Annotated in this window: 29 protein-coding genes; 10 read left to right on the top strand and 19 right to left on the bottom strand. The window is 37.6% G+C overall.

Annotation, left to right across the window (positions count from 1 at the left end):
• Positions 1–380 precede the first annotated feature (380 nt).
• A complete protein-coding gene (locus ACFX5U_RS09755) occupies positions 381–887 on the top strand; it encodes a pyridoxamine 5'-phosphate oxidase family protein (RefSeq protein WP_400263312.1) in 507 nt (168 codons plus the stop codon).
• Positions 888–926: 39 nt separating this feature from the next.
• Positions 927–1394, top strand: a complete 468-nt coding sequence (locus ACFX5U_RS09750) for a hypothetical protein (protein ID WP_400263311.1) — start codon at positions 927–929, stop codon at positions 1392–1394.
• Positions 1395–1465: 71 nt separating this feature from the next.
• Here ACFX5U_RS09750 and ACFX5U_RS09745 read toward each other — a convergent pair whose 3' ends face one another.
• The 4 genes from ACFX5U_RS09745 to ACFX5U_RS09730 are packed head-to-tail and all read right to left on the bottom strand — an operon-like array spanning position 1466 to position 3193.
• A complete protein-coding gene (locus tag ACFX5U_RS09745) occupies positions 1466–1630 on the bottom strand; it encodes a hypothetical protein (protein ID WP_158500283.1) in 165 nt (54 codons plus the stop codon).
• Positions 1631–1643: 13 nt separating this feature from the next.
• The gene (locus ACFX5U_RS09740) at positions 1644–1865 is read right to left on the bottom strand and encodes a hypothetical protein (RefSeq protein WP_280568264.1); all 222 of its coding nucleotides are present in this window, start codon (positions 1863–1865) and stop codon (positions 1644–1646) included.
• A 48-nt stretch (positions 1866–1913) separates the two neighbouring features.
• Entirely contained in the window at positions 1914–2570 is a 657-nt protein-coding gene (locus ACFX5U_RS09735) for a response regulator (protein WP_400263310.1), read from the bottom strand.
• A 2-nt stretch (positions 2571–2572) separates the two neighbouring features.
• Positions 2573–3193 carry a hypothetical protein gene (locus ACFX5U_RS09730; protein ID WP_400263309.1) on the bottom strand — a complete coding sequence of 207 codons (621 nt, stop codon included), beginning with the start codon at positions 3191–3193 and terminating at the stop codon, positions 2573–2575.
• A 373-nt stretch (positions 3194–3566) separates the two neighbouring features.
• Here ACFX5U_RS09730 and ACFX5U_RS09725 point away from each other — a divergent pair, with 373 nt between their 5' ends.
• Positions 3567–5747, top strand: a complete 2181-nt coding sequence (locus ACFX5U_RS09725) for an ATP-binding protein (RefSeq protein WP_400263308.1) — start codon at positions 3567–3569, stop codon at positions 5745–5747.
• A 39-nt stretch (positions 5748–5786) separates the two neighbouring features.
• On the opposite strand, the gene ACFX5U_RS09720 is transcribed toward ACFX5U_RS09725, so the two are convergent.
• Positions 5787–6296 (bottom strand): CinA family protein, encoded by a 510-nt coding sequence (locus ACFX5U_RS09720; RefSeq protein WP_400263307.1) that lies wholly within the window; start codon positions 6294–6296, stop codon positions 5787–5789.
• 396 nt (positions 6297–6692) lie between these two features.
• On the opposite strand from ACFX5U_RS09720, the gene ACFX5U_RS09715 reads away from it, so the two are divergent.
• The gene (locus ACFX5U_RS09715; RefSeq protein WP_400263306.1) at positions 6693–8963 is read left to right on the top strand and encodes a bifunctional alpha,alpha-trehalose-phosphate synthase (UDP-forming)/trehalose-phosphatase; all 2271 of its coding nucleotides are present in this window, start codon (positions 6693–6695) and stop codon (positions 8961–8963) included.
• 230 nt (positions 8964–9193) lie between these two features.
• Here the strand turns inward: ACFX5U_RS09715 and ACFX5U_RS09710 are convergent, their stop codons facing one another.
• Positions 9194–9682, bottom strand: coding sequence for a DUF421 domain-containing protein (locus ACFX5U_RS09710; RefSeq protein ID WP_400263305.1), 489 nt, complete (start codon positions 9680–9682; stop codon positions 9194–9196).
• Between the two features lie 893 nt (positions 9683–10575).
• Here ACFX5U_RS09710 and ACFX5U_RS09705 point away from each other — a divergent pair.
• On the top strand, positions 10576–12450 hold the full coding sequence (locus ACFX5U_RS09705; protein WP_400263304.1) for a PAS domain S-box protein: 1875 nt from the start codon (positions 10576–10578) through the stop codon (positions 12448–12450).
• 80 nt (positions 12451–12530) lie between these two features.
• Here ACFX5U_RS09705 and ACFX5U_RS09700 read toward each other — a convergent pair whose 3' ends face one another.
• The 7 genes from ACFX5U_RS09700 to ACFX5U_RS09670 all read right to left on the bottom strand — a co-directional run bounded on the left by ACFX5U_RS09700 (position 12531) and on the right by ACFX5U_RS09670 (position 15964).
• Positions 12531–12683 (bottom strand): hypothetical protein, encoded by a 153-nt coding sequence (locus tag ACFX5U_RS09700; RefSeq protein WP_400263303.1) that lies wholly within the window; start codon positions 12681–12683, stop codon positions 12531–12533.
• An 11-nt stretch (positions 12684–12694) separates the two neighbouring features.
• On the bottom strand, positions 12695–13168 hold the full coding sequence (locus tag ACFX5U_RS09695) for a DUF6266 family protein (protein ID WP_400263302.1): 474 nt from the start codon (positions 13166–13168) through the stop codon (positions 12695–12697).
• The gene (locus ACFX5U_RS09690) at positions 13125–13247 is read right to left on the bottom strand and encodes a hypothetical protein (RefSeq protein ID WP_400263638.1); all 123 of its coding nucleotides are present in this window, start codon (positions 13245–13247) and stop codon (positions 13125–13127) included. The genes ACFX5U_RS09695 and ACFX5U_RS09690 overlap by 44 nt, the downstream gene beginning before the upstream one ends.
• Before the next feature lie 85 nt (positions 13248–13332).
• The gene (locus ACFX5U_RS09685; protein WP_400263301.1) at positions 13333–13977 is read right to left on the bottom strand and encodes a DUF6266 family protein; all 645 of its coding nucleotides are present in this window, start codon (positions 13975–13977) and stop codon (positions 13333–13335) included.
• Between the two features lie 456 nt (positions 13978–14433).
• Positions 14434–14805: a hypothetical protein gene (locus ACFX5U_RS09680; RefSeq protein WP_400263300.1), complete on the bottom strand. Its 372-nt coding sequence runs from the start codon at positions 14803–14805 to the stop codon at positions 14434–14436.
• A gap of 99 nt (positions 14806–14904) precedes the next feature.
• The gene (locus ACFX5U_RS09675) at positions 14905–15261 is read right to left on the bottom strand and encodes a hypothetical protein (RefSeq protein WP_400263299.1); all 357 of its coding nucleotides are present in this window, start codon (positions 15259–15261) and stop codon (positions 14905–14907) included.
• A 7-nt stretch (positions 15262–15268) separates the two neighbouring features.
• A complete protein-coding gene (locus tag ACFX5U_RS09670) occupies positions 15269–15964 on the bottom strand; it encodes a hypothetical protein (protein ID WP_400263298.1) in 696 nt (231 codons plus the stop codon).
• Positions 15965–16223: 259 nt separating this feature from the next.
• Between ACFX5U_RS09670 and ACFX5U_RS09665 the strand changes: the two genes are divergently transcribed.
• The 5 genes from ACFX5U_RS09665 to ACFX5U_RS09645 all read left to right on the top strand — a co-directional run bounded on the left by ACFX5U_RS09665 (position 16224) and on the right by ACFX5U_RS09645 (position 19530).
• Positions 16224–16613, top strand: a complete 390-nt coding sequence (locus tag ACFX5U_RS09665; protein WP_400263297.1) for a hypothetical protein — start codon at positions 16224–16226, stop codon at positions 16611–16613.
• 99 nt (positions 16614–16712) lie between these two features.
• The gene (locus tag ACFX5U_RS09660; protein WP_400263296.1) at positions 16713–17705 is read left to right on the top strand and encodes a helix-turn-helix transcriptional regulator; all 993 of its coding nucleotides are present in this window, start codon (positions 16713–16715) and stop codon (positions 17703–17705) included.
• Between the two features lie 542 nt (positions 17706–18247).
• A complete protein-coding gene (locus ACFX5U_RS09655; RefSeq protein ID WP_400263295.1) occupies positions 18248–18460 on the top strand; it encodes a hypothetical protein in 213 nt (70 codons plus the stop codon).
• A gap of 35 nt (positions 18461–18495) precedes the next feature.
• A complete protein-coding gene (locus tag ACFX5U_RS09650; RefSeq protein ID WP_400263294.1) occupies positions 18496–19107 on the top strand; it encodes a MauE/DoxX family redox-associated membrane protein in 612 nt (203 codons plus the stop codon).
• A gap of 51 nt (positions 19108–19158) precedes the next feature.
• A complete protein-coding gene (locus ACFX5U_RS09645) occupies positions 19159–19530 on the top strand; it encodes a hypothetical protein (protein ID WP_400263293.1) in 372 nt (123 codons plus the stop codon).
• 50 nt (positions 19531–19580) lie between these two features.
• Here the strand turns inward: ACFX5U_RS09645 and ACFX5U_RS09640 are convergent, their stop codons facing one another.
• From ACFX5U_RS09640 to ACFX5U_RS09615, 6 genes are all read right to left on the bottom strand, one after another.
• Complete coding sequence (locus tag ACFX5U_RS09640) at positions 19581–20945, bottom strand: RagB/SusD family nutrient uptake outer membrane protein (protein WP_400263292.1); 1365 nt, start codon at positions 20943–20945, stop codon at positions 19581–19583.
• Positions 20946–20958: 13 nt separating this feature from the next.
• A complete protein-coding gene (locus ACFX5U_RS09635; RefSeq protein ID WP_400263291.1) occupies positions 20959–21285 on the bottom strand; it encodes a hypothetical protein in 327 nt (108 codons plus the stop codon).
• Positions 21209–24196, bottom strand: a complete 2988-nt coding sequence (locus ACFX5U_RS09630) for a SusC/RagA family TonB-linked outer membrane protein (RefSeq protein WP_400263290.1) — start codon at positions 24194–24196, stop codon at positions 21209–21211. The genes ACFX5U_RS09635 and ACFX5U_RS09630 overlap by 77 nt, the downstream gene beginning before the upstream one ends.
• A 5-nt stretch (positions 24197–24201) precedes the next feature.
• Complete coding sequence (locus ACFX5U_RS09625) at positions 24202–24783, bottom strand: hypothetical protein (RefSeq protein WP_400263289.1); 582 nt, start codon at positions 24781–24783, stop codon at positions 24202–24204.
• An 11-nt stretch (positions 24784–24794) separates the two neighbouring features.
• Positions 24795–26090, bottom strand: a complete 1296-nt coding sequence (locus ACFX5U_RS09620) for a TlpA family protein disulfide reductase (RefSeq protein ID WP_400263288.1) — start codon at positions 26088–26090, stop codon at positions 24795–24797.
• Between the two features lie 121 nt (positions 26091–26211).
• Positions 26212–26844 (bottom strand): hypothetical protein, encoded by a 633-nt coding sequence (locus tag ACFX5U_RS09615; protein WP_400263287.1) that lies wholly within the window; start codon positions 26842–26844, stop codon positions 26212–26214.
• Positions 26845–26855: the final 11 nt, after the last annotated feature.

The following is a 26855-nucleotide window of genomic DNA, read 5'->3' as shown; positions in this document are numbered from 1 at the left end:
TGGGTTTAAATACCTTTATTTAAAAAACACAAAAAATAGCGTTTTATTTATTTGCTAATGCAATTATATGTCAGTGCCTTTAAAAGATCGATAATTTGATAAAATTATTGTCCAGAGTTAATACTACCAATCATTATAAATTAAAATTTATGAATATTCATTTCTGCTAATTCTTAAACCATCTGCTAATTAGCTATTTTATCGAGCAATTTTATAACACAAAAAAGAATATTTTCCACTTAGATAAAAACATAGTGAGCTCTCATTTGTTGTATATTCAATGTTTAAATTAAATGGATTTAATAAAGGAGATGCATATATCAAGTGGCAAGTTTAAAAAGTAGGTCCAAAATTCCAAATAAGAAATATCAATATATCCAATGAGTCTAGAAAATATAAATAACAGAAGCGAAGCAATAAAAAAAATTAAGGAATTAGCTGAGGGAATCAATTTTTGCTTCTTCTGCACAGATTTAGCACAACCCCCATTCGAATCAACCCCTATGAGCGTGCAAGAAGTTGACGATAATGCTAGTATTTGGTTTTTAGCTTCAAAAGAAAGCGAAAAATATAAAAACATCAAAATCAATGAACAAGTACAACTTTATTTCTCCGACCCATCTTCTATGAAATACTTATCTCTTTTTGCAAAAGCAGAACTGGTGGACGATCAGAAAAGAATTGACAAATATTGGAACAATTTTGTAGCAGGCTGGTTTGAAAAAGGGCGTGCAGACCCAAATATTGTTTTATTTAAGATTATTCCCCAGCAGGCCCATTACTGGGATACCAAACACCACAAACTGGTATCTTATGCAGTAACCTTACTAAATGCTATGGGCAACAATTTAACCAATCAAGAGCGCGAAGGAAACATTCGAATTTAAGTTGAATTGAAGTATCAAAAAACCACAAAAGAAAATATAATGAAAAAAGTAACGTATTTATCGATTATGTTATCCAGTGCATTACTTTATGCATGTAATAACAATACACCACAAGAGAAGGCCGAGCAGGCCATGGAAAGAACAGAAGAAAAAGCTTTAGATGCTGCGGCAGATGCTGAGAAGAAGTCAGGGGATGTCTCCAATAAGGAGCTCGAAAAGACGATATACTCCAATATGGCTGCAGCTAATGCAGCTGTTGCTAAAATAGAGATGCCCCAGCTATCCAATGATAAAGCAAAAGCCCTTTGTTCCGAATTAGGTAAGTCTATTATCAATCGCATTAATGCAAAAACGAATGATGACATCATTAATACCCAAAAAGATTATTTAGAGGACAAAACAGATGTAGAAAAGGCATTTTTAGACAAAGCAATTACCGCATCAGATAAAGACCTGATATTAAAATATGGAGAAGATTGTTTAGCAGCAGCAAGAGGGGCATCCTAGCAACTGCTATTATTATTATAGAAAAGGGTCAGTATTTTATAAAATACTGACCCTTATTTTGTTTAATCCGACTACCTTTGCCACATATATAGAAATACAATGATCATTACGATAACGGCTATCCATATGGCCCAAGGTATCGTTTTGGCAGCAGGCTTATCCCCCTTTTCATCGTGGGCAGCTTCTGGAACTTCTTCCTCTGAGGAATTGGTTTTATTATCTAAATTATTATCCATGATTTATAGCCTATTAATTTATAGTATCGGATTTTGTAGAGTCTACCTTTATGGTATCACCCTGCATGCTCATCTTCTGTTGCTCACTTAAATTATAACGTGTCTCATCACCAGCTGATGGAGCAATTTTACCCGAATTTCCTTCGCTATTATTATTTTCTGCATTATTCTGACAGGCATTTAGTAATCCTACAGATAATAATCCTGTTAATGCTATCCATTTGAAGTTTCTCATAATATTATAATTTTGATTTATCTACATTTTATAAGGACTGAAAACAAGCTACTGCATCAGTCCTGTCTTGATTGCGTATTTAATTAAAGAAGCTGTATTCTTGACACCTGTTTTTTCAAGCAGATTTTGTCTATGGCCTTCGACCGTACGTTTACTCAAAAATAACTTGTCAGCAATCTGGAGATTGGTAAATCCTTCGCCAATGAGCTCCAATACCTCCATCTCTCGTTCAGTTAAACCAATTTTTAGCATAATCTGCTCAATATCAAGAAAAGAAGTTGGGGATTTCTGCAAGGTATCTAACATCAGCAAACTGATGTCCTCACAAATAAATTTTCTACCCTTTGCCACATGCCTTATAGCATAGAGCATTTCCTCATAGCCAACATTCTTTACAAGATACCCATTGGCACCATTTTGGAAAGCTTGTAGTACATACTGCATATTATTTAACATAGAGAGCACGATTACCTTAACAGTAGGGTATAATTTTTTTACCTGATTTATCAATTCCAAACCATCCATATCAGACATATTGATGTCTGTTATGAGCACATCGGGAATGTTTCCGGCTTTAAAGCCTTCCAAAATCATATTACCATTAGTACCTTCACCTATAACTTCCAAATCTGTTTGTGATTCCAGTAGTAATCTAACTCCATTGAGGACGACCAAATGATCTTCGGCCAAAACAATTTTAATCATAATTAATCTAATTTTACAATGACAACAACTTCACTATTTTGAGGATTTGTATTGATGTCTAGTGTCCCTTCTAATAAATTTACTCGTTCCTGTAGCTTCTTAATATTTTCTTGATTACATTTATTGAATTCTTTAATATAATACTTACTTAGTCCTTGCATTATTAACAATAGTTTATCTTGATTTACAAATAATTTACAAACTAATATAGAGTTATCATCCGGTAAAACCGTAGCCTTTACTACTAGCTGTACTAATTGATAAATGCTAAGTTGATCGTTAAAGTTGAGTTTATTGACATTTTTGTCTATAATGATATTATTTTTGATACCATTATAATAAACAAAAAGATCTTTAATGGCGCGCTGAATTCCAAAATCGCGTAATACTACAGGTAACAAATCATTCGCTATTTGCTGAACTTTTTCAATAGTTCCCTCCAAGATCTTTTTCACTTGATCTATTGGTATTTCATGTCCTTGTTCTATGGAATAACGTTGTAACGTCAATCGTATTGCGTATAAATCCTGTGCAATATTTTCATGAAGCGTCTTCCCAATCAACAAATTTTGATTTTCATAGTCTTTAATAATCGATTTGTATAATGTTTCTCTTGATCGCATACGGGCTTTTTAGAAAAATGCTAACCACCTAACATTTATGATTCGCAGTTTTCAATTGCAAATATCAATCCGATTATTTTAATTTATATACCCGTTCTAGCTACGTATTTATACGTATGGAAATAAACGTCATTTCATATGGACTATAATTAAAAAATATGTTTCATCCACCTTTGAAGGATATTTTTTTTCCAGGACGTTGAAAATCTGTCTATTGTAAAACAATTATTATAATGGCTTTGTTTATTTACTATTTATAAGTTTTTAACAAAATGAGGTTTTATATCTTTCCACCTTATATGGATAAGATTGAACAATTAAAATTTTGACATATTTTGGTTAATTTAGAACATTCCTTGAATATATATCATATATGAAAAACGATTCAGACTTTGAAAATTTTGATACGAGTACTTTACAGCAATTTGGCAGTGTCATCATATTGGACCAAAATTTCCATGTTTTGGGAATCAGTGAAAACGCGCTTCAAGAACTTGAATTAGGAAATCAAGAAAATGTGTTGGGTGAATCACTAAAAGCTTTTGGCGCCAATATTTTCGGAAAACATACAGCAAAGGTCTTTCGACTTTTAACAAACATCAAAGATCATGTTATTTCGCGTCAAATTATTCCTTTAAAACTAGCCAATAAAAGAGTCTATCTTAAATTAAGTCTCCACCATAATCAGCTTTTCATTGAATGGGAAGAGCAATTTAAAAAATATACATCAGCAAAAAAGATACACGAGTTCAGTTTTTTATTAGATGCAATTCAACCGAACAATTGGGACTTGGTTTGCCATGCCATAAATCGTTTATTGCGTTTCGAACACGTCTTTGTTGTTCAAGTTCAAGAAACGGGGTATAGTCAAGTCATCGCTGAAGACACCTCAGACGGTAAACAACATTATAAAAACATAGAATTTTCCAAGAGCTTTATGCCAAAGGAAGTGTTTCCTTTTTACAGCATGTGTTCCTACCGGTATAGCCCTAATCTTGAAGATAAAAATCAGGAATTCTATTTCAACAGTTCGAAAGTCAACCTCTTGGAAAGTCAATTAGCACCTATACCCGAGCTTCACCAAATATTTCTATCCCAAAAAGGTATAAAAAGTGCACTATTTTTTTCCATTCATGTCGATGGTAAATTTTGGGGTCTTTTAGTAGCTCATCATAGTAAAGAAAAGCATATCGATCTGCAACAGCGTAAACTCTGTACATTTGCCATTCAGAATGCAACCAGCAAGTATGAAAATTATCTGAAACAAAACTTATTAGATCGACATGAAATATTAAAGTCAGCTGAAACTGAATTAAAACTTGACCTATCCAAAAGTAAAACTGTAAATTGTGCTTTAGTACAGCATATGCCTACTCTTATGAATATGGTGCATGCAGATGGTTTTGCTATTTTTAATCAAGGTGATGCCTATTTTGAAGGTTTATGTCCAACTACTCAACAACTTTATGAGATCGTATCATTCATTCAATCACATACCGAAAAGTCCCTTTTTAAAGATAATAATTTCCGACTGAACCACGCCAAAAATATTTCCGGAAAACTACCCTTTGCAGGACTTTTATATTTAAAAGTAGGCTTATCAAATGACCATATATTAATGTGGTTTCGAAAAGAAAGTGCCAGTAAAGCATTAAACTTACAATTTACTCCTGCCACGTCTAAACGTGATCGTCCTAAGATATCCGTATCCGAAAGTATCAATCACGATATTGCTCAGCCCTGGAACGACCTTGAAATCAATTTTGTATTGAAATTGAATCAGATTTTAAAGGAAACCATTGTCAGTAAACTGAAAGAAAGACAACTTTGGAATGAACAGCTTTTAGCAACTAACAACGAATTGGAAATGTTGACATTTACCCTCTCCCATGACCTTAAAAACCCACTTTCCATATTGAAAATTGGACTTCAATTCTTACAGAACAATAAAGACACTATTGATCCTACATCCATACACAAATGGTACAGCAATCTGATTGCCAGCACGGAGAGCATCGAAGATATCATCAATAATGTGGTGTTATTATGCCAACATAAAACCAGCACGTTAACAAAAGAGCCCATTCCTATGGCCTATAACCTGCAACAGATATTTAAAGACAGCTCGGTCATATATAATGATTATCCGTGCGATATCTCCTATGGCCGATTATTACCCATATGGGCAGAAAAGGGAGCCCTTTATCAAATTTTCAGCAACCTTATCGGCAATGCCATTAAATATTCGACCAATTCCGTAAGAGCTACTATACATATCAACAGTTATTTCGAAGATGGCCAAGTCTGTTATTGTATTCAAGATCAAGGAATCGGAATCCCAAACGAAAATTTAAACCAAATTTTCGAAATATTTAAAAGAGGGAACAATGTAAATGCTATTGAAGGTACAGGTGTCGGACTTTCTTTGGTCAAACGTATCATGGAAAGATTGGGAGGCAATGTCAAAATCGAATCGGAAATAGGCCGCGGGACAACCGTTTATCTCTATTTCCCGATGGTAGAAGACTTTCCTCCTAGTATGCTGCTTGATTAACACTTAGGAAAAGATAGAATCACTATCTTTTCCTAAACTTTATTTAGCTCCAAGGCTGTTGTGCAATACAAATTGGTTAAGCTCCAAGATGACATGGTTTACCGCCGTTATATACAACTGTGCAGGGTCGTGATCGATACAATGCAATGTTTTTTTCATATGTATGCCCATAAAGGATATGGCTACAAAAATATCGCCCACACTTGCCGCATGTTCATTCGATGGATCATCATATGCCATTCCTGTTATTGCAATATAAACATCCGCAGCTATTATTTTTTTTAGTCCCTCCAGCATTTCAAATGTCACTTCAGGAGACTCAGCCGAAAAATGTGCTATGCTTTGCTCATCTACATGCAATACCGATTTTTTAACAGCATTATCATAACATGTTATTCCACCAAGAAAATAAGCTCCTGAGTCTACCTGTAGACTCAGGACACTTCCTAAAAATCCACCCGTCATGCTCTCGCCAACAAATACTTTCAAATTATTGTCTTTTAAATATTTCCCTACAAAGTCTAAGGTTGTTGTATCAACGTAATCCATATGTCTATGTTATTAGTAAATGACCTGCTATATTTTCAGAACAACTAACCTAGGCAATAAGTTCATTTGCACCGGGAAAACCTTATATTCCGAAGCCTATAGTATACACTTAGATAGCCGAAAAAAAACCTAGTCAAAAGTATAAATACCCAATCTTCATTCTTAAAAAAATAAGAGAAGAAAAAGCTTCGCAGAAATAACATATCGTATAATCTGTTGGTCAAGCCAAAAGGATTAATTTTTTTAGAATCATACCCCTCCCTACTTAAGACAGTAGGCAAGTATTAGTACCCCTAAAGAGACTCTAGCTAATTTTTTATTCCTTTTTGGCTGGAATTTCGCTTATTATAGCCAAGAGGTAGCACTAACCCATCCACTTAATTTTACAGAAAAACCATGTATAAAAAAAGAACTATTATCGTTTCCAACAGATTACCAATACGTATCGAACGTAAAAATAATGAGCTTATATTTATTCCTAGTGAAGGTGGTTTGGCTACTGGACTAGGTTCTGTATACAAAAGCGATGCAAACATCTGGATCGGTTGGCCCGGTATTATTCCCTTAAACAAAGAGGAAGAAGAAATAATTACTCAGCAATTGGCGGAACATAATCTTATTCCAGTTTTTTTAACAGAAAATGAATTAAAAGGGTATTATGAAGGATTTTCGAACGAAGTTTTATGGCCTGTGTTTCATTATCGACCTTCTTATGCAGAATACCGTACGACCGATTGGGAAACATATCAATCTGTAAACCTAAAATTTTGTCATGTAGTAGAGCAACAACAAGTACAAGAAAAAGATGAAGTCTGGATACACGATTACCAATTGATGTTATTGCCACAATTGGTCAGGAAATCATACCCGCGAATAGCTATCGGTTATTTCCAACATATCCCTTTTCCAAACGATGAAATCTTCAGAAGCATTCCTTGGCGAAATGAGTTACTGAACGGATTATTAGGAGCCGACCTGATTGGATTCCATACGTTCAATGACACACAACATTTCCTCAACTCATGTGCCCATATCCTTGGGCTCAGTGTACAGAACAACTGTCTGCACACTGATGGCCGCAGTATCTTTACCGAAGTTTACCCAATGGGAATAGATTTTGAAAAATTCTCACAACTTGCCAATAGCGAATCCATACAGGCACGAGCCAAATGCATAAAAGATCATTATAAAAATCAAAAAATAATACTCAGTATAGATCGATTAGATTATAGTAAAGGTATTATCGAACGCTTGTTAGCATATGAAAACCTCCTAGTTACCTACCCTGAATTGAAAGAACAGGTACTTTTATATATGATCGTGGTACCATCGCGGGATCATGTAGCGCAATACAAACAACTACTCGATGAAATAGACCGTACAGTGGGCCATATCAATGCCGTATATGGTACTAATGAGTGGACCCCTATTGCCTATTTTTATAACTCCTTTCCTTTGGAAGAGTTATCATCCCTTTACGTGGCTGCTGATATCTGTTTGATTACCTCTCTCCGAGATGGTATGAACCTCGTGTGTAAAGAATACATTGCCTGTAAGGAAAATACCGATGGCGTGCTTATATTGAGCGAACTGGCAGGAGCTGCCAAAGAGCTAACGCAGGCCATTCAGATTAATCCTAATGCTACCGATCAAGTTACAGAAGCTATTCACACGGCATTATATATGCCAATAATCGAACAGCGAAAGAGACTTGATGATAGTATCGCAATCGTGAAAAAATTTAATGTACGCCACTGGGTTAGGCTATTCTTCAACAGGCTGCGGGAAATCAAGATATTTCAGCAGAATGAAATGGCAAGAAAGATTAATATGCATACCCGCGAATCTATATTGGACCAATATAACCGTGCATCACGAAGATTGTTCTTCCTGGATTATGATGGTACCCTCATCGGATTCCAAAATGATCCGGCTGCTGCCATACCCAACCAGTCATTATATGAAACCCTTAATTTACTTCAAGAAAACGATGGCAGCCAAGTCGTTATCATCAGTGGACGACCGCACGAAACACTCGATAGTTGGTTTTCTAATGAACAATATTATCTCGTAGCCGAACATGGCGCCTGGAGCAATTATCCTACCCACAAATGGCATAGTAATAACGTCCTATCCACTCGATGGAAGATTCCGGTTAAACATATTATGGCTAAGTATGCCAACAATACCGCTGGATCAGTTATCGAAGAAAAATCGTACTCCTTAGCTTGGCATTACCGTAAAGCCCAACCCGGATTGGGACAACTGCGCGCATCGGAGCTTGTCGAAAGCTTGCGGTATCTATTACAGCAACATGGATTGCAATTGCTAATGGGGGATAAAGTAATCGAAGTAAAGAACAGTGAGCTCAATAAAGGTAAGGCAGCCCTCCATATAGTCAATAACTATAAACCCGATTTTATATTTGCTATAGGTGATGATGCTACAGACGAAGATATGTTTTTGGAGCTTCCTGCCGAAGCTATCACCATTAAAGTAGGAAATAAAAAATCCGCTGCACAATTCTATGTAGATACTCAACAAGAAGCTATACAATTGATCGAGTATTTCGCTTACAATCGGAAACTGCTCAGTCCGCCCCTTCAACCACAATCTGAAAATGAAGAAATAATTCAGGAAGAAAACAATGAAATGCAAGTAGAATAAAAGCATACTAATGTCTATTATCGTCTAAAGTACCGATAATAGATATTCTATAAATAAGCTGGTTGACAATGTAAGAAATTTCATGGTTGGTGTCGGCGCCGTTTTAGGAGCATCTTACCCGCAGTGGAAGGCACTGATCAAAGGCTTCGCAAATCAAGTGAAAAGTTTAGATAAATAGGGCTTTGCATAAAGCCCTATTTACATCTAAGAAACCATCCTGTACATAGCGTTTATACCTTCTTCTTTAAAACAAAACTAATCCTTCCGTTAGGTTCCATATAGGCCGTAATTACCTCATTTAAATTTTCACTGTTGGTTTCCAAACGTAAATTTGTCATCAGCTCAGTTTGGCTTAAGTTCGCTTTGGACATATTGCTTCGGTGGAGCTTTCCTTTTGCATACAACAGCAAGGGTCTCCCTTTCATGAAATAATCTAGTCTTTTATTTTTTGTACATAGCCACGCTAGCAATTTATTGGCAGACACCATCGCCAGACTGGCCATGACCGTGTCTATTAAAGGAGAAGCACCAACAATAGCCCGAGATAATATTGCTCCAAGCATAATAACGACCGCAATATCAAAACCAGATTTTTCACCTATAATACGTAGTCCTCCCAATCGAATTAAAAGCAAAGCGATAAAAAATATGATGATTGCCCTTAAAACCATCTGTAACGTATTGATGTCATCACCAGAACCTATTAATAATTCAATCATGGTTTTTTATTGTATATTTCTGTAGCTTTAAAAACTCTTCACATATTGTCCTTTAAGGGCAGTTATTAGCTTTGTTCAGATTCAGTTTTCCATAAATTGCCAATTTTTGATCGTAAATAAGACAATAATACCACCAATAAATATGGAAGTGTCCACACAAAAGACAGGATAGAAATAAAAAATAAAATCAGTAAATTTTTCATACGGTAGCAATTTCATTTAGTTTTAAGGCAACCTCTAATAGTCCGCTTACCAACCATTAGTTGTTATAGCATTTTCGATTTGGTCCTCCAATAAATCTAGTATAAAGTTTATAAAAATATAACGTCGGTCTATCCAAAAAGTTTGCTTTCGTAATATGAAAAGTCGATACAGTACAGAAATTTAAATACACCTAATGGACCAAGTTTACTTACACTTCTTTAACCTCTTCAATACCACACTTTTACTGCATCACCTTTGTTGATACTAATTATAAGGCAGCTTATCATCATGCCGATATAATAGTTGAATCTTAAATCTAGTTTTTATGGACAAGTCCTATGCATATATTCACAGATTGCATAATTGTCAGATTGGTCTCCGTGCAAAAATCAAACATGCGCTGTTGCTCTGCAAAGTAACGTTGAACTACCTTATGAAAATGCCAATTGACTGCCTGTATAAAAGGTAATTATTTTCGATAACAGAACTTTTTAGACTTAAGGAAGGTTCTATATAAGATATAGAAAAAGGATTATTGTTTTTGCCTACAAGCATAAAGTTACTAAAATCTATCTATTTATCCCTTATCTTTATAGATTACGACTTCCAATATATATAGGTAATTACAATAAATTATTAAAATTATATTGATAATATATATCTTTATAATTAGGACGAATAGCAAGAACATGGATGTACATGAGAAGTTAACAGAGCTAGAAAGGGAAAATAGTGATCTCAGAAAACGGGTGGCGGAGCTTTCTGATTTTATTGAGAATGGTTCAGTGCCCCTGCATTGGGTAAATAATGAAGGTATTATTATTTGGGCAAACCAAGCAGAGCTTGATTTGGTAGGGTATACAACAGACGAATATATAGGCCGCCCCATTACCAATTTTCACAAGGACGCCGAAGTCATTGAAGAAATACTCATGCGTCTATCCAATAATGAAACCTTGCGCGACTTTCCTGCCCGATTAAAATGTAAAGACGGATCTATTAAATATGTAACCATAAGTTCAAATGCATTATTTGAAAATGGCGAATTTATACATTCGCGATGTTTTACAAAAGATGTCACCCAGCTGATTACCGAAGAACAAAGAAAAAATAAATTACTACACTTATTGGAAGAAAGTGTAGAACGTTTAAGATTAGCCATTGAAGCGACAGACTTGGGTACCTGGGATTGGGAATTTGAAGAAGGAAAGGTGTATTTCTCGGACAAAACGAAGGAAATTTTGGATTATAAATTTAATGGAGCAATCGATCGAACAATTTTTCAACTAATACATCCCGATGACCGCAATGCTATTATTCTAAAAATCGAACAACTTTCACGAAGCGCCTCTAATGCTCATTTTGATTTTATGTGCCGTATTTTAAAACCCGACCTAAAAAATATTGCTTGGATAAGGGTTCAAGGAGCTACCTACTTCAATTATAAAAAAGAACCTAGCAGGATTATCGGTTCGATCCTAGACATAACTGACATAAAAAAATCTGAAACTAAAAATGCGGAACTTGTAGCAATCGTAAATTCGTCCCATGATGCTATAGTTGGAAAAACATTGGATGATATTGTAACCAGTTGGAATTCTGCTGCAGAGGAGCTTTTTGGTTTTACTGCCAACGAAATGATTGGTGAGCATATAGCAAAATTATTACCCGATGACCGTAAAGATGAAGAAGAAGAGATTTTAGATAAAATAAAAACTGGAGAATCACTGCAATATTTTGAAACAAAACGTCGAACAAAATCCGATAAGATTTTGGATGTATTGCTTTCAAGCTCTCCTATAAGGGATGAGCAAGGTAATATTTTCGGCATTTCTCAAATTGCGCGGGACATTTCAGAGAAAAAGCAAGAAGAAAGGCGTAAGAATGATTTTATTTCTATGGTAAGCCATGAACTCAAAACCCCATTAACTTCAATTCTATTATTTACTCAGATATTACAAAAAAAATATGATGAAACTCATGATGAAATCAGTAAACAAATTAACGATAAGATAGAAACGCAATCAAAAAAAATGATTTCTATGATACGCGATTTTCTCAGTTTAGCAAGAATAGAGGAAGGCAAGTTGCAAATAAATAAAGAGCCACTCTCACTTTTAGAGATATTCGAGGAGGTTAAAAGCGAGGCAGAACTTTTAATATCCAAACATACAATAAAAATAGCATGTACCATTGCCGTAACTATTTTTGCAGATCGTGATAAAATCTTACAGGTTTTTACCAATCTGGTTTCAAATGCAATTAAATATTCTCCAGCAGGTGGGATCATTTCCTTAGGTTGCGAAAAACTGGAAAATGCAGTCCGAATATATGTGAAAGATCAAGGAATAGGAATAGAGCCAGATCATCAGAAAAAGTTATTTGATCGCTTCTATCGAGTCGATAACGAAGAAATGACCCATATATCTGGTTTTGGTATCGGTCTATATATCGTATCAGAAATACTTCGTTCTCATAATTCTAAAATAGAAGTGGATAGCCAAAAGGGCTTAGGAACAACGTTTCACTTTGTATTAGAGGAAGAAAATAAGTCATCACAATAACCATAAATAAATAAAATCCAAAAAATACACTATCACTTCAATAAGAGTTAGGCTTATCCAGCGACTGATAAGCCTAACTCTTATTTTCTTCTTCTATTCCACTTCCCCAAACATCTACTCGTCGCATAATTCACAACCGTTCCTACTGCCGCCATCAAAGCCGTTTGCAGCAGATAGATTTCAGACAGAGTACTGTTGTTCCCCTGTTCGATACGCATTATTTTCAACAGCATAACATCAACCCTTAAAACAACCCTAGATATACACTGGTCGAGTAACTGACCCCATCCCGATCATGAACGACCAGATAGAGGTGGACAGGGCGACCATGCAGACCCGAAGGCAATTCCATGGTCAATCGACCATCCTGACGGATCACCCCTAGCTCATTGATGGCAGCCGACGCACCTGCGATATCATAGGCGCAAAAGATCAGCACATCATCCCAGCTAGCCCCAAGATCAGGATTATGCACCTTTTCCCAACTCAGCATAACCGCAGCACCCTCACGCATTACCTTCCGCATCGTTACAGTAGGCAGGAGCCCATCACTCAGCTTAGCTTTTGCAGGATTGACCCGGATATTCGGATAATCGCCTTCCACGGCATTCAGCAACAAGTGCGACATCGCACGTCCCAAGGGCGTCTTACCCTTTCGGTGACTGGAAAAACCTTTATGGATCAGCAGGTTCAACGGAGCCAAGAACAACCTCGCCATCCGGAAACCGAGTCCTCGAGATCAGCAGCAGATTGCTCCCTTCCCTAGGCATATCGATACTTTTAGTTATCAATTTCATTGTATTACTTAATTAAGTCAAAAGAAAAGACCGAAAAAGAGCTGGGCAGGCTCAATGATCCTACCCAGCATCACTTCAACGATACTTACACCAGATCCAATTCTCCCAGATAAGAACTGCGGGAGACCTTAGTCCCCTTTCTGTTCGCAAAGAAGACCCAGACATGTCCCTTACCACCCAATAGATGGTCGGGAATGGTGATATCCACCGTACCCTCTGCACGCAGCGGAGGTACCGGCGCCGTCATAAACTCATCAACCGTAGGTTGGTAGAGCAGGATGATCACCTGGTCATCCGCCTTAGAGTTGTACAAGGTACTGAGCGCAAAATCCCAATCAACCGTCAGCACACCCGAATTGACCGAGGCTGCTGTGGCACCACCACCGATAAACGTACCCGAACTGATCAGGATTTTACTATAATCCAGTTCAAAACTCGGATAGGTACCGATCACAGCCTGCGCGATATTCAGCTGCAGTGCCGCATTGGTAGGCGTCATCCGATCGGCATTCACCTGACCAAAACCCAGACGCAAGATCGGCGCTATCGGCATCAGGAATTTTGATATCGCATAAAAGCGAGCCTGTTGGATACGTTGCTCCTCCGTAGAAGGCTTAGTACGCTTTTTAGATAACCCTTTAATGTAGTCGATACCCTTCCAGCTGGACCCTATTACCGATCCCGCTTTACCCGAAAATCGCCCATTTGCTCCATTTCTAATTGTTCCCATTTCTATTATTTTTAAAATATTTAACAATACATAAAGACTTGATGTATACCGGTATATCTTGCTTTACGGAAACAAACATAGCACCTAAACATAGGGCTTGTCAAGAGGCAGAATAGGGTTGTCCGGTATCTGTCCGATAACCCATAACAAATTGTCCGATAACTGTCCAGTAACTTTCGGCCGACAGGTAATTTCGAGTATGAATAGTAGACCTCGCAGGGCCTATCACAGAAAAATCGAGAACTTAATAATGGTCAAATAGCGAACAAATAGATACCAGATAGGTACCAGCTTCGGCCCCTACCCATCTCCCGCACATCGCTGGCACATCCCGCCAACAACCCTTCCCCAAGAAATCGGTATTAAAAGGTAATTAGAAAGTGATTTTAGGGTAGTAAAAACTCCGAAGCAGGTACGAATACAGTACGAAGCAGATACCGTTAAGGTATCTGGAGATCAGGGCACATGTTTGGGCGTTTTCTGATGGTATCGGATGTACAGGTTCAGTACATCCTGCTTACGGAAGTATCTTTGTTTGTTTTCCAGGTAGGCTACGGTTATCCAACCTTCCTTTATTTTCCGGTACAGCGTCTTATCACTGATGGCGACATAATCACAGCAATCTTTGCTGGACATCCAGCCCAACAGCTCGTCCTTATCCCCCTCCAGGAGCCGAACGATACGATCCAGCTTTTCATCCAAAAGCAAAAAGTTATCCCCATTGAGGACGGCCACTACAAAGTTTACCGAGGTAAATGTTCCGCTGGTGTGGGACACAAGCGTTCTGCTCCATACCAGCTCAGGTGGTACGGTCATGATAGTTTTCATAAGATTGGGTAGTCTAACGACATACCGTCCAAATCAAACCGTCAGCCCTTATTTCAAGCAGACGATCCCAGTTTGTCTTGGTTTATAATTGCAGGTTCATTATTTCATAGGTATAAAGGTATCCCATCCTTTATGCTCCAAGCTGTTTCTACTATCCAAAAATATTTTCACATGTTTGCCGTTCACATGATTCCCCGGTTTCAACTTCAATAAGATATCAGCCTTTTTTAAATTGGTCAACATCTTTTCCATCACTTCTGGCTGAAATTGCATCGCATCATTTTCCTTGACGATAGGATACTTAACCAGCATCATATTGACATAATAATTGCCCGAAATCTTGACCATCCACTGCATCAAGCCCAATCTTTTGAGTATGGTAAATATCATATTGCACTGTATGACCGTTCCATCTACCAATATCAAATACTTAGTCCGTCCCGTACTATAGACCATGGCGATATCAAACAAGCGGAAACCACCCCTGTGCATCGCGTATTGGACCAATACCAGCGATGCAGTATAGCACCGGAAAGAGCTCATAAAAATCAATGTGTTCATCTAGCACATGAGCAGGTACCACTAATTTTTCTTTGACAATCTCCACTTCTTTGATTACCTCCACTTTTTTTACAACTTCTATGGTCAAGGGTTTCGCATAATTGAACAGTCTAAAAGGGCAAGAATCTATAGCCTTTAACATTAAATATGAAAAGACAAATAAAATAGCAGCGATATAGGGCATATAATTGTAGAGATAGGCATAGAACATGGTCATGCCAGCGGGGCGGAAATAGCTCATCACAAAAATAACGAAGATATAGATTATGAGGCAGGGCAAGATAGCCATCAGATAGAAGTAACAGCGATCTTTCAACGCTACTATCTTCAGCTTCATTTCGACCCCTGTCGCATCAACCGAGACAAGCTTATCAAGAGCTATTTTTCGAAAACAATAGGCTGTATACGCAATCCAGAAAGCAAACAGTAGCAGTGCTACCGCTAGGGCTATGGTCAATATCCAATAATGGACCAACCCCATACGGGCAATAGAAAAACCATCGTGTGTCCTGAGATTGAAAAACATCGAAATAAGGAACACGACAATAATAAAAAACGAAACTCTTTTTAACCGTTCAATAATTGGTTTAATTAACATGCAAACATAGATTTTGGTCAATCCTTGGTATATATTCTCAATTATAATAATTAATTGAACGATAAAGAAATAAAAAGAACGATAAAAGACAAGATGTGACGAAAATCACTTTTTTTAGTGACGAAAATCACATTGTTACAATCACAGCTATTTCGCGTGCTTAACCATGAAAAACATGTAGGTTAAGCATCAAAACACGATTTCAGTTGATTTAAAGTGGCTTTATTATAAGATTTAGGTTTACTTAACAAAATATCATATGAAACAAATTTTTGACAACCCAGGAGTCGCTTGGGTTCAGGATGCTTTCCTTGCGCTAACTGGAACAGAATTCCAAGCAGGTATCGACGAGATCCGTAACGATTTTCCAACATGGTTGCGAAAGCAATTTTACTTTCTTCCCCATCAAGAGCAGCAACTGGATGACATACCGGCAAGCTTTCTAGAAAGAATAGCAGCGCATATTGCCGATAGTTATGAAAATGGAGAACCCATACAGTTCTATAAGGAAACGCCACCAACAGATCCAAATCCAGACTTTAAACAACTCGTGGTGCAAGGAATGGACGAAGGATCCACGCTAACCGAAAGTATCAACAAGCCTATAGGACCATTTGCCATCTTCATCCGTTATGTACCTATCCCCTAATCATTAGTAAACACAAGCTGTTTTTCTTGGGTATGGTATCGAAATCCCATACCCAAGATACCTAAACCAAAAACCAATTATGAACCTAAATACTAAGCTATGGGAGCAACTTTTGAACTGATCAGCATAGGTCCCGAACTGCCCGAACATTCCGGACCGGTCAGTACCGCAAGCATCCATCTGCCCGGAGCAGAGACCCGACATTGGCGCTCGGGCAACACGACATTACAGGAAGAAATCTTACCCACCATTGGCGGCACGGTGTATTGCTATGATTTTCAAATCGAGCACCATATACAGGCACATGTCAAGGTAAACGAATCGTTCATCCAGCTCTACCATATGATGGAAATAACGGGCAAAGGCAAACTAACCCAACAAGGTAGCGCGATAGACTTTGCTTTATTGAACCGACGAGGCGTATACCTGTATACCCCTGCCGACTACTATACCGTCCAATTGGAAAAAGGCAGGTACCTGGTCTATGGCTTCTGCTTTGACCCCGAAATACAAATCGGCAAAAACAGCCAATTGAAAACCATCTTAAAACCCCTTTTGGACGGCTATTATAACAATGGCCAACATCTTGTGGCCAGCATCCCGTTTCGGGCAGAAGAATATACCCGAGCCAAACACCTCGAGATATTCGAGATGCTGCAGGAAGGCAAATCCAGCCAAGCAATCTGCTTCAGCAAAACCCTCGACGATGTTTTTGAGATCAGCATCAAGAAGCTCATCCCGACATTTGAGATGCACCACCCCAGCCGCATCTTTATCGATAGCGCTCGGGAAATGATCGTACAGCATTTCGGTGCTAAAGATGAAGACATTGCCATCAAGCAGATTGCTATTAATCTCCAATGCAGTAGCGATTACCTCCATAATTTGCACACAAGGCATTACGGCATCAGCCTCATTAGCTACAAACAAGGGATTAGATTGGAGAAGGCAAAAAGATTATTGATGCAAAAAGAAAAGTTAACCTACGTCGCCTTATCCTGTGGTTTTTATGATCAGTCTGCCTTCTCCAAATTCTTTAAACAAGAGACTGGCAGTACCCCAAAAATGTTTCAAATGAAATACTTGAAATAGAAATAACGGTTTTTTACAATACTTTAACCTGTTTTTTACAATTATCGGGAAATAGTAGGGTGTAAATTTGAGATATCATAATAGTTACTCATTTAGTTCTTTAAAGTTAGTGAGTTCTGAAAGACAAAGGACTGATTATTACAATACTTTATCCTGTTTTGTACAATTATCAGGAAATAGTAGCACGTAAATTTGAGATATCATAATAGTTACTCATTTAGTTCTTTAAAGTTAGTGAGTACTGAAAGACAAAGGACTGATTATTACAATACTTTATCCTGTTTTGTACAATTATCAGGAAATAGTAGCACGTAAATTTGAGATATCATAATAGTTACTCCACTAGCTCTTCGGAGTTAGTGGGATTTGAAAAGAGAAGATATGGATTATAATTGATTGGTTATATGCGATTGAGATGATTGGCTGATTCCTCTAGCTCTTCGGAGCTAGGGGTTTTTGAAAAGACAAATTGAGGTTAAGCAATAGCTCAATCGTGCACAAGTTCTCAATAATTTTTAAAAGGATAATACGAGGGAGAAAAAATGAAAACAGCAATAAAACGGATCATGAGTGTAGCATGTATAGTTGCTATTGTCTTCTGGATAATACAGGTATCCAGTACCCTTCATATGAGACATAATCTCAACAAACAGAAAGAAATACAGAGAGTACTGGCTATACAAAAATGGTATTTTATACCAGATACCACCGAAACACACAGCAAGCATGAATGCTGTAAAGCTGACGAGGAATAAATATAGAATCAGGAGTGAATAAAATTAAACTAATTATGAATAGCAAGATAAAATCAATCGTCGCGAATAGCATCAGCATCTTTCTGATCATCTTTTGGCTTTATGTAGGCTTCGAAAAAGCCTGGAGCTGGAAGAACTTTCAGCTATCGTTACACCAGCAGCCTATTCCTACCTGGTCGGTGGATATCCTCTATTGGTTATTGCCCCTAGCAGAAATAGTCACGGGTATATTATTGGCTATCTGGATTAGTAAACTAAAGCGCTTGGGTTATTGGGGTTCCATCCTACTCTTAACTACTTTTACGATATTTATCGGATTGGGTGTAGTTGGCGTATACGAAAAACGTCCATGCACTTGCGCATCCATTTTCAATGATATGTCTTGGGAATGGCACCTTGTGGTCAATATCTTACTCCTTGCCATCTCTATATTGGGTCTAAATCTGATACGCCCAAACCTTAATAATCCAACAACACATAAACCTTACCGCAATAGCATTGCCCTCTTCCTACTATATGCAGTCCTCACGAAGATGGGTACGATACAGAACCAACAACTCTCATGGGTAGACAATGTCTACGTAGTACCCGAAAAAATGCAGCTTTACCCCAGTATCTTGGTTCACTGCGCTATAGTAGTGCGGTAACCAATTACAAAATCAAAATTACAGATTACAATAATAACTAAAACAAATCAAATGAAAAATTTCATAAAAAAATACGCACTGTCTATAGTAGCAGTCGTAACCATAGTAACTTTCTCCGCTTTTAAAGTAAGTGGGACAAAAGCATTTATGACGATTCCTGTGTATTTTAATGGAGTTCCAACTAATGCAACTCAAGTAGCTGATGAAAGCAAATGGACGATTGTTCCGAATGGACAAACTTGCAATAATGTACCTAACTTAGCTTGTATGATATTAGTGGATCATACTGATTTAACAGGTGGTCAATTAGACCCTGCTAAAATAAATTTAATTGCGGTTCCCGGAGCGGCTGGACCAGGCTATATTCCTCAACGATCCAGTGGAACAGGAACTCCCAATCCACAAATTATTAATAGAAATTAATTGACAATTTTACTAACTATAAAGCCCAACATAACGTTGGGCTTTGTGATTTAATAAGAATTCTGAGGCATCCCCGCAAGTCTAACGACATCATCAGGTAATCGATGCGCATATCGTTTATCGTTCGGATTCAACTGATATTCAATACCATCTATCGTTCTCTTTAAAACGATACCACTGCCTTCCACGTTGAGCCTTTTGATATCGATAAAGCGTAGTCCCCGAAACAAAAGCTCCTTCCTACGCTCATGTAGTATCGTCTTAAGCGCCTCTTCTTTATTAGCGAAAACATAAGGAACAAATGTATTCGTGAGATATCTATTTTTCAATAACCTATTTAAATCATCTTGTGCTGCCATAACTTTCATTTGTCGGGCCAAACATTCCGCTCTAATCATAAGCATTTCATTATTGGCTATACCACTGAACCAAATATTACTTCCCGTATAATTACCTTTAAAACTCTTTCCTCCACCTGTACCACTTTTAAAAAAAGTAACTTTTCTTAAATCATTAGCTTCATACAGTTGCAACAATTCAGATGGAACATCCGCATTAGATGGAAACACGAAGCCACCTGTCATCATTTCTTCATAAAAAACAGTTTCCTTATTAAAGGCTTCAATTGGATAATCAGCGCTAGGTTTGACATCCACCAATTGATTAAAATCCAACAGGATAGGATTTTCTCCAAGAACCAAATCAGCATAATAATAAGCTGAATCGTATTTGGCCATTGACAGATAAGCACGAGCAAGCACACCATATGCCGCCTTTACTTTGGGTTGCAATACATGCAACGAAAGCTCCGGGATTAAACCCGATGCCTGCTTCAGATCGTCAATCACTTTACGGTAACACACTTCTACTGTAGAACGTGTTGACTTCACATTAAAATCCGAAGTATTGCGTAGCACGATCCCTAAATCTTGAGTAGCCGTTACCTCATCATAAGCTTTGGCGTAAGTCCATAAAAGGGTTAAATATTGATTGGCGCGATAAAAAAGTGCCGTCCCTTTCACCTTATCCCAAGCAACGGCATTTTCGGTTGTACGATTCACCTTGTACAACCGATCCAACACCAGATTCGCATTGTAGACTACCGCATAAGCATTACCCCAATCACTACTATTTAAGCTTTCATAGGGTTTCCACTTATAAGCCAATTTTTCTTGATCTCTCAGTGTATTATAATTCTGCTCCGTAAGGTAATAGTCATCCGTCATCTCTTCGGCTTTACTACCCTTCTGATAATTCATATCAGGGTTGTAATCTAATATCTTTTGCAGGTCGGCAATGCTGCTCGGCACGACCATTCGGCTATCAGACTGTACATCTAAGAATTGATTACAAGATAACGTACTCAACGCTAGCACAACAAAAGCTCCAAGTATTTTTATATTTTTATTTTTCATACTACATTCTATTTTAATAATCTACTTGAATACCGATAGAATAAGTCCTAGAAGGCCCTATTTGATATGGGAATTCGGGGTCGATATTTTCCTTATTCGTGGTCCAAATTATACCCAAGTTCGAAGCATTCAAAAACAAGCGTGTATTTAAACTTCTACTTCCCATATTCCAGTTTTTATTCCATGATGCCGAAATATAGGCCAAGCGTAAATGGTCTGCCTTAAGGATGTTAAAATCCGCATTTGCATAAAAAGGTTCCCCATCAGAGCTTGTAGGGTAAACTAGAGCAGGCACATTTGTCCGCAGTTTCATCGCTTGCCATCCTCCATCTGTTTTCATAGTCCGGATACGCGGTGCCAGAAGAAAACAAGGAAGAAGCTTGCGTAGTTGGTTTTCTAAAATAATAATCACCCATATAGTTGATGTTGACACTGAGGTCTAAATCCCGATAAGAGAAGGTATTGACCCAATTCCCAAAGACCTGTGGTTTAGAAGAACCAAAAAATTGGATCGCAGCACTATGCTCTCCATTTTTGATTACATCGTTTCGAATAGCCACATAATCTGTACTTGCAACTCCGTTTAAGTTTCCCTGTGCCCTTCCTTGAGCATCCAATCCCATCCAAGTGTATCCAGCCAAAGCATACAATGGTTTGCCAACAAAAGGGGTATTATAATTTCCATCTCCGATAAAACTATTGATATTGCTCATGGTATTAAAATAGTATTCTGTTGTTTTATTGCGGTTCAGACTTAAGATAGTTCTCGTATTCCATTTGAAAGTCGAATTGACAATTACCGCATTCAAATTCACATCCAATCCCCTTCCCTGCATACTGGCCACATTCTTGGTTACCGTAAAGGCCTTTCCCCAATTGGTATAGTCGTATTCAGTAGGGCCATAGAGATCCTTGCCATTTTTGATATAATAGTCCAGAGCTCCTGACAACCGTCCTTTCCATAACGAAAAATCCATTCCAAAGTTAAGTGTACCGACCTGCTCCCAACGCAGAGAGGGGTCATTGAGCGCGCTCAGATTTAAAGCCGGTAAATTCGTATACCTTGCTATAATTGTACTCGCAATCGGATCCGGTGTTTTCCTAATATCCACATTGCCACTATAACCATAAGTAGCGCGCAAACGCCAAGAATCCAACCAATTGTATTTCAGAAAACTTTCCTTGCTCGCCAGCCATGCCCCACCAACGGACCATAAAGGTGACCACTTTTCATTGGTGTTGGCTCCGAAAATATTTGCGCCATCACGACGGATACTGCCCGAGATGCTGTATTTCTCTTTCCATATTCCACTCCAATTGGTATAAATAGCAACAAATCGATTACTTTCTGTGAATGAAGTTGGACTGCCTATAATATTCATCGGAAAATTTAATGGAATTGTTGGAAATGCATTGACATAATCAACAGGAACACTTGTCGCTGGTATTTTACTATAGCCGTAAGTAGAATAAGAAGAATAGTCATTGTCATATTGCCTACGCTCTGCACCCAGCATCCCGATGATATGATAGTCCTTTAATTTCTTGTTAAAATTCAGCTGCGCTCGCAATGTCTTGGACGTACCCGAATTTAAACTGTTATTTTTTATCCCACCCAAGGGCACATTATATTTCATCGTGTTAGTCGACGCATTGTATATACTAAACGAATTGATTATATAACGAGCGGCATAACTCTCCAGCGTATTCAGCTGGATGTGCTCTTCCTGCTGATTGGCCAACTGGAAGGCCACACTAGCATCCAAGAAACTGAACAACTGATAGTTCATGCTAATACTTGAATTATATTCCCTGATATTGGTGGTATTTGTAGCCTGCTTATATTCCGATAATGGATAATAGCCCCAATCCAAATAACCTTTCGGGTATGCACTGTCCAAATAAGATTTTCTAAATGTGTTTTCAATTGCTAATTCCTTACCATGTTCATCTAAAAACTGCATATAAGGCACTGTTTTACCATTATAGCCCATACTATTAAAACCCGGCATACCAGCTGAATTTTTTTGATTGGTAAACAGGACATTGATATCTAATCTCAACTTTTCAGTAGGTTTATAGCTGTTGGACATATTGATGTTCAGCTTATCGCTATGCGCATCATTGAGTGCTCGGTTGCGGTTATGCCCGACTCCAAAACTATAAGCATTTCGCTCACCACCACCCCGCACATTCAGACTATGCTGGTCGCTGTAACTGCCATGGTAAAAATGATTCATATAATTTTGTGCCCCATTTTGTGATAGCATCTGTTCCATCATCTTCGTCGAATCTGTAGCATTTATTAATCCACGTTTTCTTTGATCAAAAAGATCAATAGCAGGAGTCATCCCAAAAAAGGGTGCATAATCTAAATAAAAATTATAATACCCTTGATCAAACAGCATCTTTTCGATGCCGATAAACTCACTATTGGACAGGCGATACAGTTTACTTAAATCAGGCTTTTGGGGTAATAACAAGGTACTGCTGACAGAGATTTTCGGTTGCGATAGGTAAAACGCGCCTTTTTTCGAGCTGATCACAATAACGCCATTCCCTGCTCGCGCACCCCAAATACCGGCGGCAGCTGCATCTTTGAGTACGGTTACATTGTCAATGTTGTTTGGATCTATATTTTCGATCTTGCCATCATAGATAAACCCATCCAAAACAATCAAAGGATCACGCTGGCCGTTGATGGTACTGAGCCCTCGTACAGATAAGTTCAATTTTTGCAAAGCTCCATCATCTGTAGATCGATTGTCAAATCGGATTGCAGATGTAATATTCTTCAGCCGATCCAGGATATTACCTCCAGTCTGCTGGTTCAACATTTCATTAGATATGACGTCTACCGAACTTGTTGTTTCATTGGCTTTCAATGACTGATAACCTGTATGAATCACAACATCTTCCAAAACATTGACCTTTTTATCCAAATAGATATCTGCTCCATTTACGAATTTATTAACAGGTGCTTTCTTATTCCAATAGCCAACAGACCTAAATAGCAATGTATCTGTTATTGCGTTGACTCCAATAGAAAACGTTCCATTTTGACCTGATCGTGTTATACCACCTGTATAATGAATGGACACATTTGCTAAAGGTTTGCGGTCTTCATTAGAGTACACTGTTCCCCTTACATTTATAGACATCTTTTCCTGAGCTATCCCTTTAAGCAGGAACAAAGACAGAAATAAGCTTAATACAAAAGCTTTCTTCTTATTTATTTTAAAAGGATGCATAGTGTTTATAATTTAGCTTTATAATATTCAGACATATGCACCATTCCATCGTTAAGTATTACGGACATATGTAATAATTGATTGGGCTGAAATAATGACGTAAAAAACTCATCATCCATTATTAATGGCGTATCCATCACATCTCCATATTCCTTTTGGAAACGATCCATCATCGCTTTCAACAGCCGAGGAGTATCCTTACTCTTCCTACTGTGGACAATAAAAACAGCAAACTTATCGGTAGGTATTAGGCACATCTCATACAGTTTACGCAAGTCGGTGTAAGAATTGGGGTATGAGGTATCCCAAAAGAAAAAATAAAGCATTTTTCCTTTGTACTCAGATAGCTGTTTCTCTTCTTGGGATTTACCATCTAAATAGGTAAAATTAAAATGATGATTCCACACTTCCTCCGGCAAATAATCATTAACCTTTAAGCCTAACTTGGTCTCTTCTGATGTCGTATATTTATCTTGAGCAATGACTTCTTTAAAAGAAATACAGACAATCAGTAAAAAGGAAGCCAGTAACCCTTGCAATAGACCCGTTGAAACAGCAGTTCTTTTATTATTTATATATAATTTCATAATAGTATCGGTTAATTGGTTTTTTTGAAATATGGATACTCGATTACTTTTTTAACAGGCTTGAAGTGTAAGCCTTGACGCGCTAAAAATGACAGTTTTTGAGACAAAGAGAAGTTGATAAAGCCTTTTGGCAACAAAATATTAAAATTGATATTATTTTCATCGAGGAAAAGGACCGGTCTGTCCAAGTAGGGAAATAATAAATTTAAAAAATGCCTGATTGATAAATTATTCAATTGCATTCCATCTTCTTTCAATTCATGTATTGTAGATAGCATTCCAACTTTTGATTCCATTTTGGAAAATACTGGTAATAGCTCCAGTTCATACACTTCCTTTAACTCTTGTTTTCGAACCACTTCTAGCTGAAAGAAACGCATTACATCCGCTTTCACGAGATCCCGAACCTGCTCACTCCCAACAGAGTCTGCACGGTACATCTCATACCAAAACACATCATTTAATGCCTGACAGGTGTGGAAATGATTGCCTTGCTTCAATTGCGGGTCAAAAACAAATTGATATAAAGAAAATCCCATAAGTTCCTTACTAAATGTGTATTGTAAAATAGATTTTAGCGTATGATTACCCAATTGAAAATGGGTATGACCGTTATTGTAATAAGCATAAGTTTGTGTGGGGAAAAAGTTAGGTACAGGTTTAGCAAATATGGAAGTCGATAACTTACCGACCGTATCGACCAGTGCTGGATTATAACTGCGATCTTCGTTGATCATAACGCCCATTTCAAGGATATCTACTTGCTCGCCTACAATCAAGCTTTTCACTCTTTTCTCCAAGTCATCGTTTCCCTTATCTACGCCCACCACTTTCCCTTTACGATCCACCCAAGCATGAGTGGGAATTGAATAGTGAGGAAATATACTCGTGAAGACAGTATCATCCAACATAGACGGCAGACTCATCTCATAATCATATGTTCGCTTGTAATTGTCAAATACAGCCTTCAGCCGTTTTGGGGTGTCTTTATTTCTTTTGCTATTCACCAAAATGATGGCAAGGTCTTTTCCATATTTCTTTTGAAGTTCTTCCATCTTCGGAAATCCCTGAATACAGGAGGAACAAGTCGTGGACCAAAAATCAAATAAGATAACCATGCCTTTAAGATCTTTAAATTGGATTGTTCTAGAACCTCCTTTTAAGTCGTGCAACTCAAATGACATCTCCCATACTGCATCAGGAATTTGATCACCTGCTTTCAAGGGTTTTAAATCCATTTGTTCAATCTTATTTACTTCCCGACCCTCCTGCGCCCTACTCATCTCATTATCGAATAACAAGAGCATGAATAACATAATTTTACTATGCCGATGAAAATGGTAAATGAACTGTTTAAATAGCTCCAGAAGATGTGCCCAATGAGGTAGCATCTTTTTGTTATAAATTATCATATCGCTGCTGTTTAACTTAAAAACTTTTAAACATGTCTTCGACGCTCATTTCAGAATAGAATACAGCATCTTTATTGATTTGCGCATATTTCGGAAAAGCAGCTAATCTGAACAGTTTGTCTAAATTTGGATTACCGATGATACAGGCGATATCCATTTTAACATCAAACTCTTTTTTAAAGCGTTCTAACGTAAGTTTTACTTTTTCTAGTGTCGCCTTATCCATTTTACTGACCACCAGTATTACATTGGAATGTAGGCCCATTGCTTCTCTATAATCATAGATTCTCTTGAGGTCTGTATAATGCTCTGGATAGGAAGCATCCCAAAAGAACAACTGCACAAAGTTCTCTTTCAACTTTCCAAAGGAAGTTGTTACACTTTCTTTCCCATTAAAGTATTGCAATTCAAGCGGCATGTCCTGAACCACCTGAGGTAGGTATTCATATGTTTTGATTTCCGGTAGATCTAGAACCTTAACAGATTTGACCTTAACACTAGATTGTGCATGTAAACTTGTCCCACTTCCAGCAACTGCACCTACTACAAGTGCCATTTTAGTTAGTAGCAATAGGCTATCACCCTTTGACTTAAACAGCTTCTGTATACTATTCCAAAGCGCTATTTTATAATTTTTAATTGTGTTCATAATTTCTAATT

The sequence above is a fragment of the Sphingobacterium sp. SG20118 genome, from assembly GCF_044740685.1.
GTDB lineage: Bacteria > Bacteroidota > Bacteroidia > Sphingobacteriales > Sphingobacteriaceae > Sphingobacterium.
This window is presented reverse-complemented; position numbering and strand designations above follow the sequence as displayed.

What these genes read in the sequence shown, in the direction of transcription:
- ACFX5U_RS09745 (WP_158500283.1), bottom strand. Translation starts at nt 1,630, where the DNA reads ATGGATAATAATTTAGATAATAAAACCAATTCCTCAGAGGAAGAAGTT.
- ACFX5U_RS09665 (WP_400263297.1), top strand. Translation starts at nt 16,224, where the DNA reads ATGAAACAAATTTTTGACAACCCAGGAGTCGCTTGGGTTCAGGATGCT.
- ACFX5U_RS09735 (WP_400263310.1), bottom strand. Translation starts at nt 2,570, where the DNA reads ATGATTAAAATTGTTTTGGCCGAAGATCATTTGGTCGTCCTCAATGGA.
- ACFX5U_RS09715 (WP_400263306.1), top strand. Translation starts at nt 6,693, where the DNA reads ATGTATAAAAAAAGAACTATTATCGTTTCCAACAGATTACCAATACGT.
- ACFX5U_RS09725 (WP_400263308.1), top strand. Translation starts at nt 3,567, where the DNA reads ATGAAAAACGATTCAGACTTTGAAAATTTTGATACGAGTACTTTACAG.
- ACFX5U_RS09635 (WP_400263291.1), bottom strand. Translation starts at nt 21,285, where the DNA reads ATGAAAACAGATGGAGGATGGCAAGCGATGAAACTGCGGACAAATGTG.
- ACFX5U_RS09750 (WP_400263311.1), top strand. Translation starts at nt 927, where the DNA reads ATGAAAAAAGTAACGTATTTATCGATTATGTTATCCAGTGCATTACTT.
- ACFX5U_RS09620 (WP_400263288.1), bottom strand. Translation starts at nt 26,090, where the DNA reads ATGCTCTTGTTATTCGATAATGAGATGAGTAGGGCGCAGGAGGGTCGG.
- ACFX5U_RS09625 (WP_400263289.1), bottom strand. Translation starts at nt 24,783, where the DNA reads ATGAAATTATATATAAATAATAAAAGAACTGCTGTTTCAACGGGTCTA.
- ACFX5U_RS09705 (WP_400263304.1), top strand. Translation starts at nt 10,576, where the DNA reads ATGGATGTACATGAGAAGTTAACAGAGCTAGAAAGGGAAAATAGTGAT.
- ACFX5U_RS09630 (WP_400263290.1), bottom strand. Translation starts at nt 24,196, where the DNA reads ATGCATCCTTTTAAAATAAATAAGAAGAAAGCTTTTGTATTAAGCTTA.
- ACFX5U_RS09675 (WP_400263299.1), bottom strand. Translation starts at nt 15,261, where the DNA reads ATGGTCTATAGTACGGGACGGACTAAGTATTTGATATTGGTAGATGGA.
- ACFX5U_RS09640 (WP_400263292.1), bottom strand. Translation starts at nt 20,945, where the DNA reads ATGAAAAATAAAAATATAAAAATACTTGGAGCTTTTGTTGTGCTAGCG.
- ACFX5U_RS09740 (WP_280568264.1), bottom strand. Translation starts at nt 1,865, where the DNA reads ATGAGAAACTTCAAATGGATAGCATTAACAGGATTATTATCTGTAGGA.
- ACFX5U_RS09685 (WP_400263301.1), bottom strand. Translation starts at nt 13,977, where the DNA reads ATGGGAACAATTAGAAATGGAGCAAATGGGCGATTTTCGGGTAAAGCG.
- ACFX5U_RS09710 (WP_400263305.1), bottom strand. Translation starts at nt 9,682, where the DNA reads ATGATTGAATTATTAATAGGTTCTGGTGATGACATCAATACGTTACAG.
- ACFX5U_RS09655 (WP_400263295.1), top strand. Translation starts at nt 18,248, where the DNA reads ATGAAAACAGCAATAAAACGGATCATGAGTGTAGCATGTATAGTTGCT.
- ACFX5U_RS09680 (WP_400263300.1), bottom strand. Translation starts at nt 14,805, where the DNA reads ATGAAAACTATCATGACCGTACCACCTGAGCTGGTATGGAGCAGAACG.
- ACFX5U_RS09695 (WP_400263302.1), bottom strand. Translation starts at nt 13,168, where the DNA reads ATGGCGAGGTTGTTCTTGGCTCCGTTGAACCTGCTGATCCATAAAGGT.
- ACFX5U_RS09755 (WP_400263312.1), top strand. Translation starts at nt 381, where the DNA reads ATGAGTCTAGAAAATATAAATAACAGAAGCGAAGCAATAAAAAAAATT.
- ACFX5U_RS09730 (WP_400263309.1), bottom strand. Translation starts at nt 3,193, where the DNA reads ATGCGATCAAGAGAAACATTATACAAATCGATTATTAAAGACTATGAA.
- ACFX5U_RS09670 (WP_400263298.1), bottom strand. Translation starts at nt 15,964, where the DNA reads ATGTTAATTAAACCAATTATTGAACGGTTAAAAAGAGTTTCGTTTTTT.
- ACFX5U_RS09645 (WP_400263293.1), top strand. Translation starts at nt 19,159, where the DNA reads ATGAAAAATTTCATAAAAAAATACGCACTGTCTATAGTAGCAGTCGTA.
- ACFX5U_RS09615 (WP_400263287.1), bottom strand. Translation starts at nt 26,844, where the DNA reads ATGAACACAATTAAAAATTATAAAATAGCGCTTTGGAATAGTATACAG.
- ACFX5U_RS09700 (WP_400263303.1), bottom strand. Translation starts at nt 12,683, where the DNA reads ATGCTGTTGAAAATAATGCGTATCGAACAGGGGAACAACAGTACTCTG.
- ACFX5U_RS09720 (WP_400263307.1), bottom strand. Translation starts at nt 6,296, where the DNA reads ATGGATTACGTTGATACAACAACCTTAGACTTTGTAGGGAAATATTTA.
- ACFX5U_RS09650 (WP_400263294.1), top strand. Translation starts at nt 18,496, where the DNA reads ATGAATAGCAAGATAAAATCAATCGTCGCGAATAGCATCAGCATCTTT.
- ACFX5U_RS09690 (WP_400263638.1), bottom strand. Translation starts at nt 13,247, where the DNA reads ATGAAATTGATAACTAAAAGTATCGATATGCCTAGGGAAGGGAGCAAT.
- ACFX5U_RS09660 (WP_400263296.1), top strand. Translation starts at nt 16,713, where the DNA reads ATGGGAGCAACTTTTGAACTGATCAGCATAGGTCCCGAACTGCCCGAA.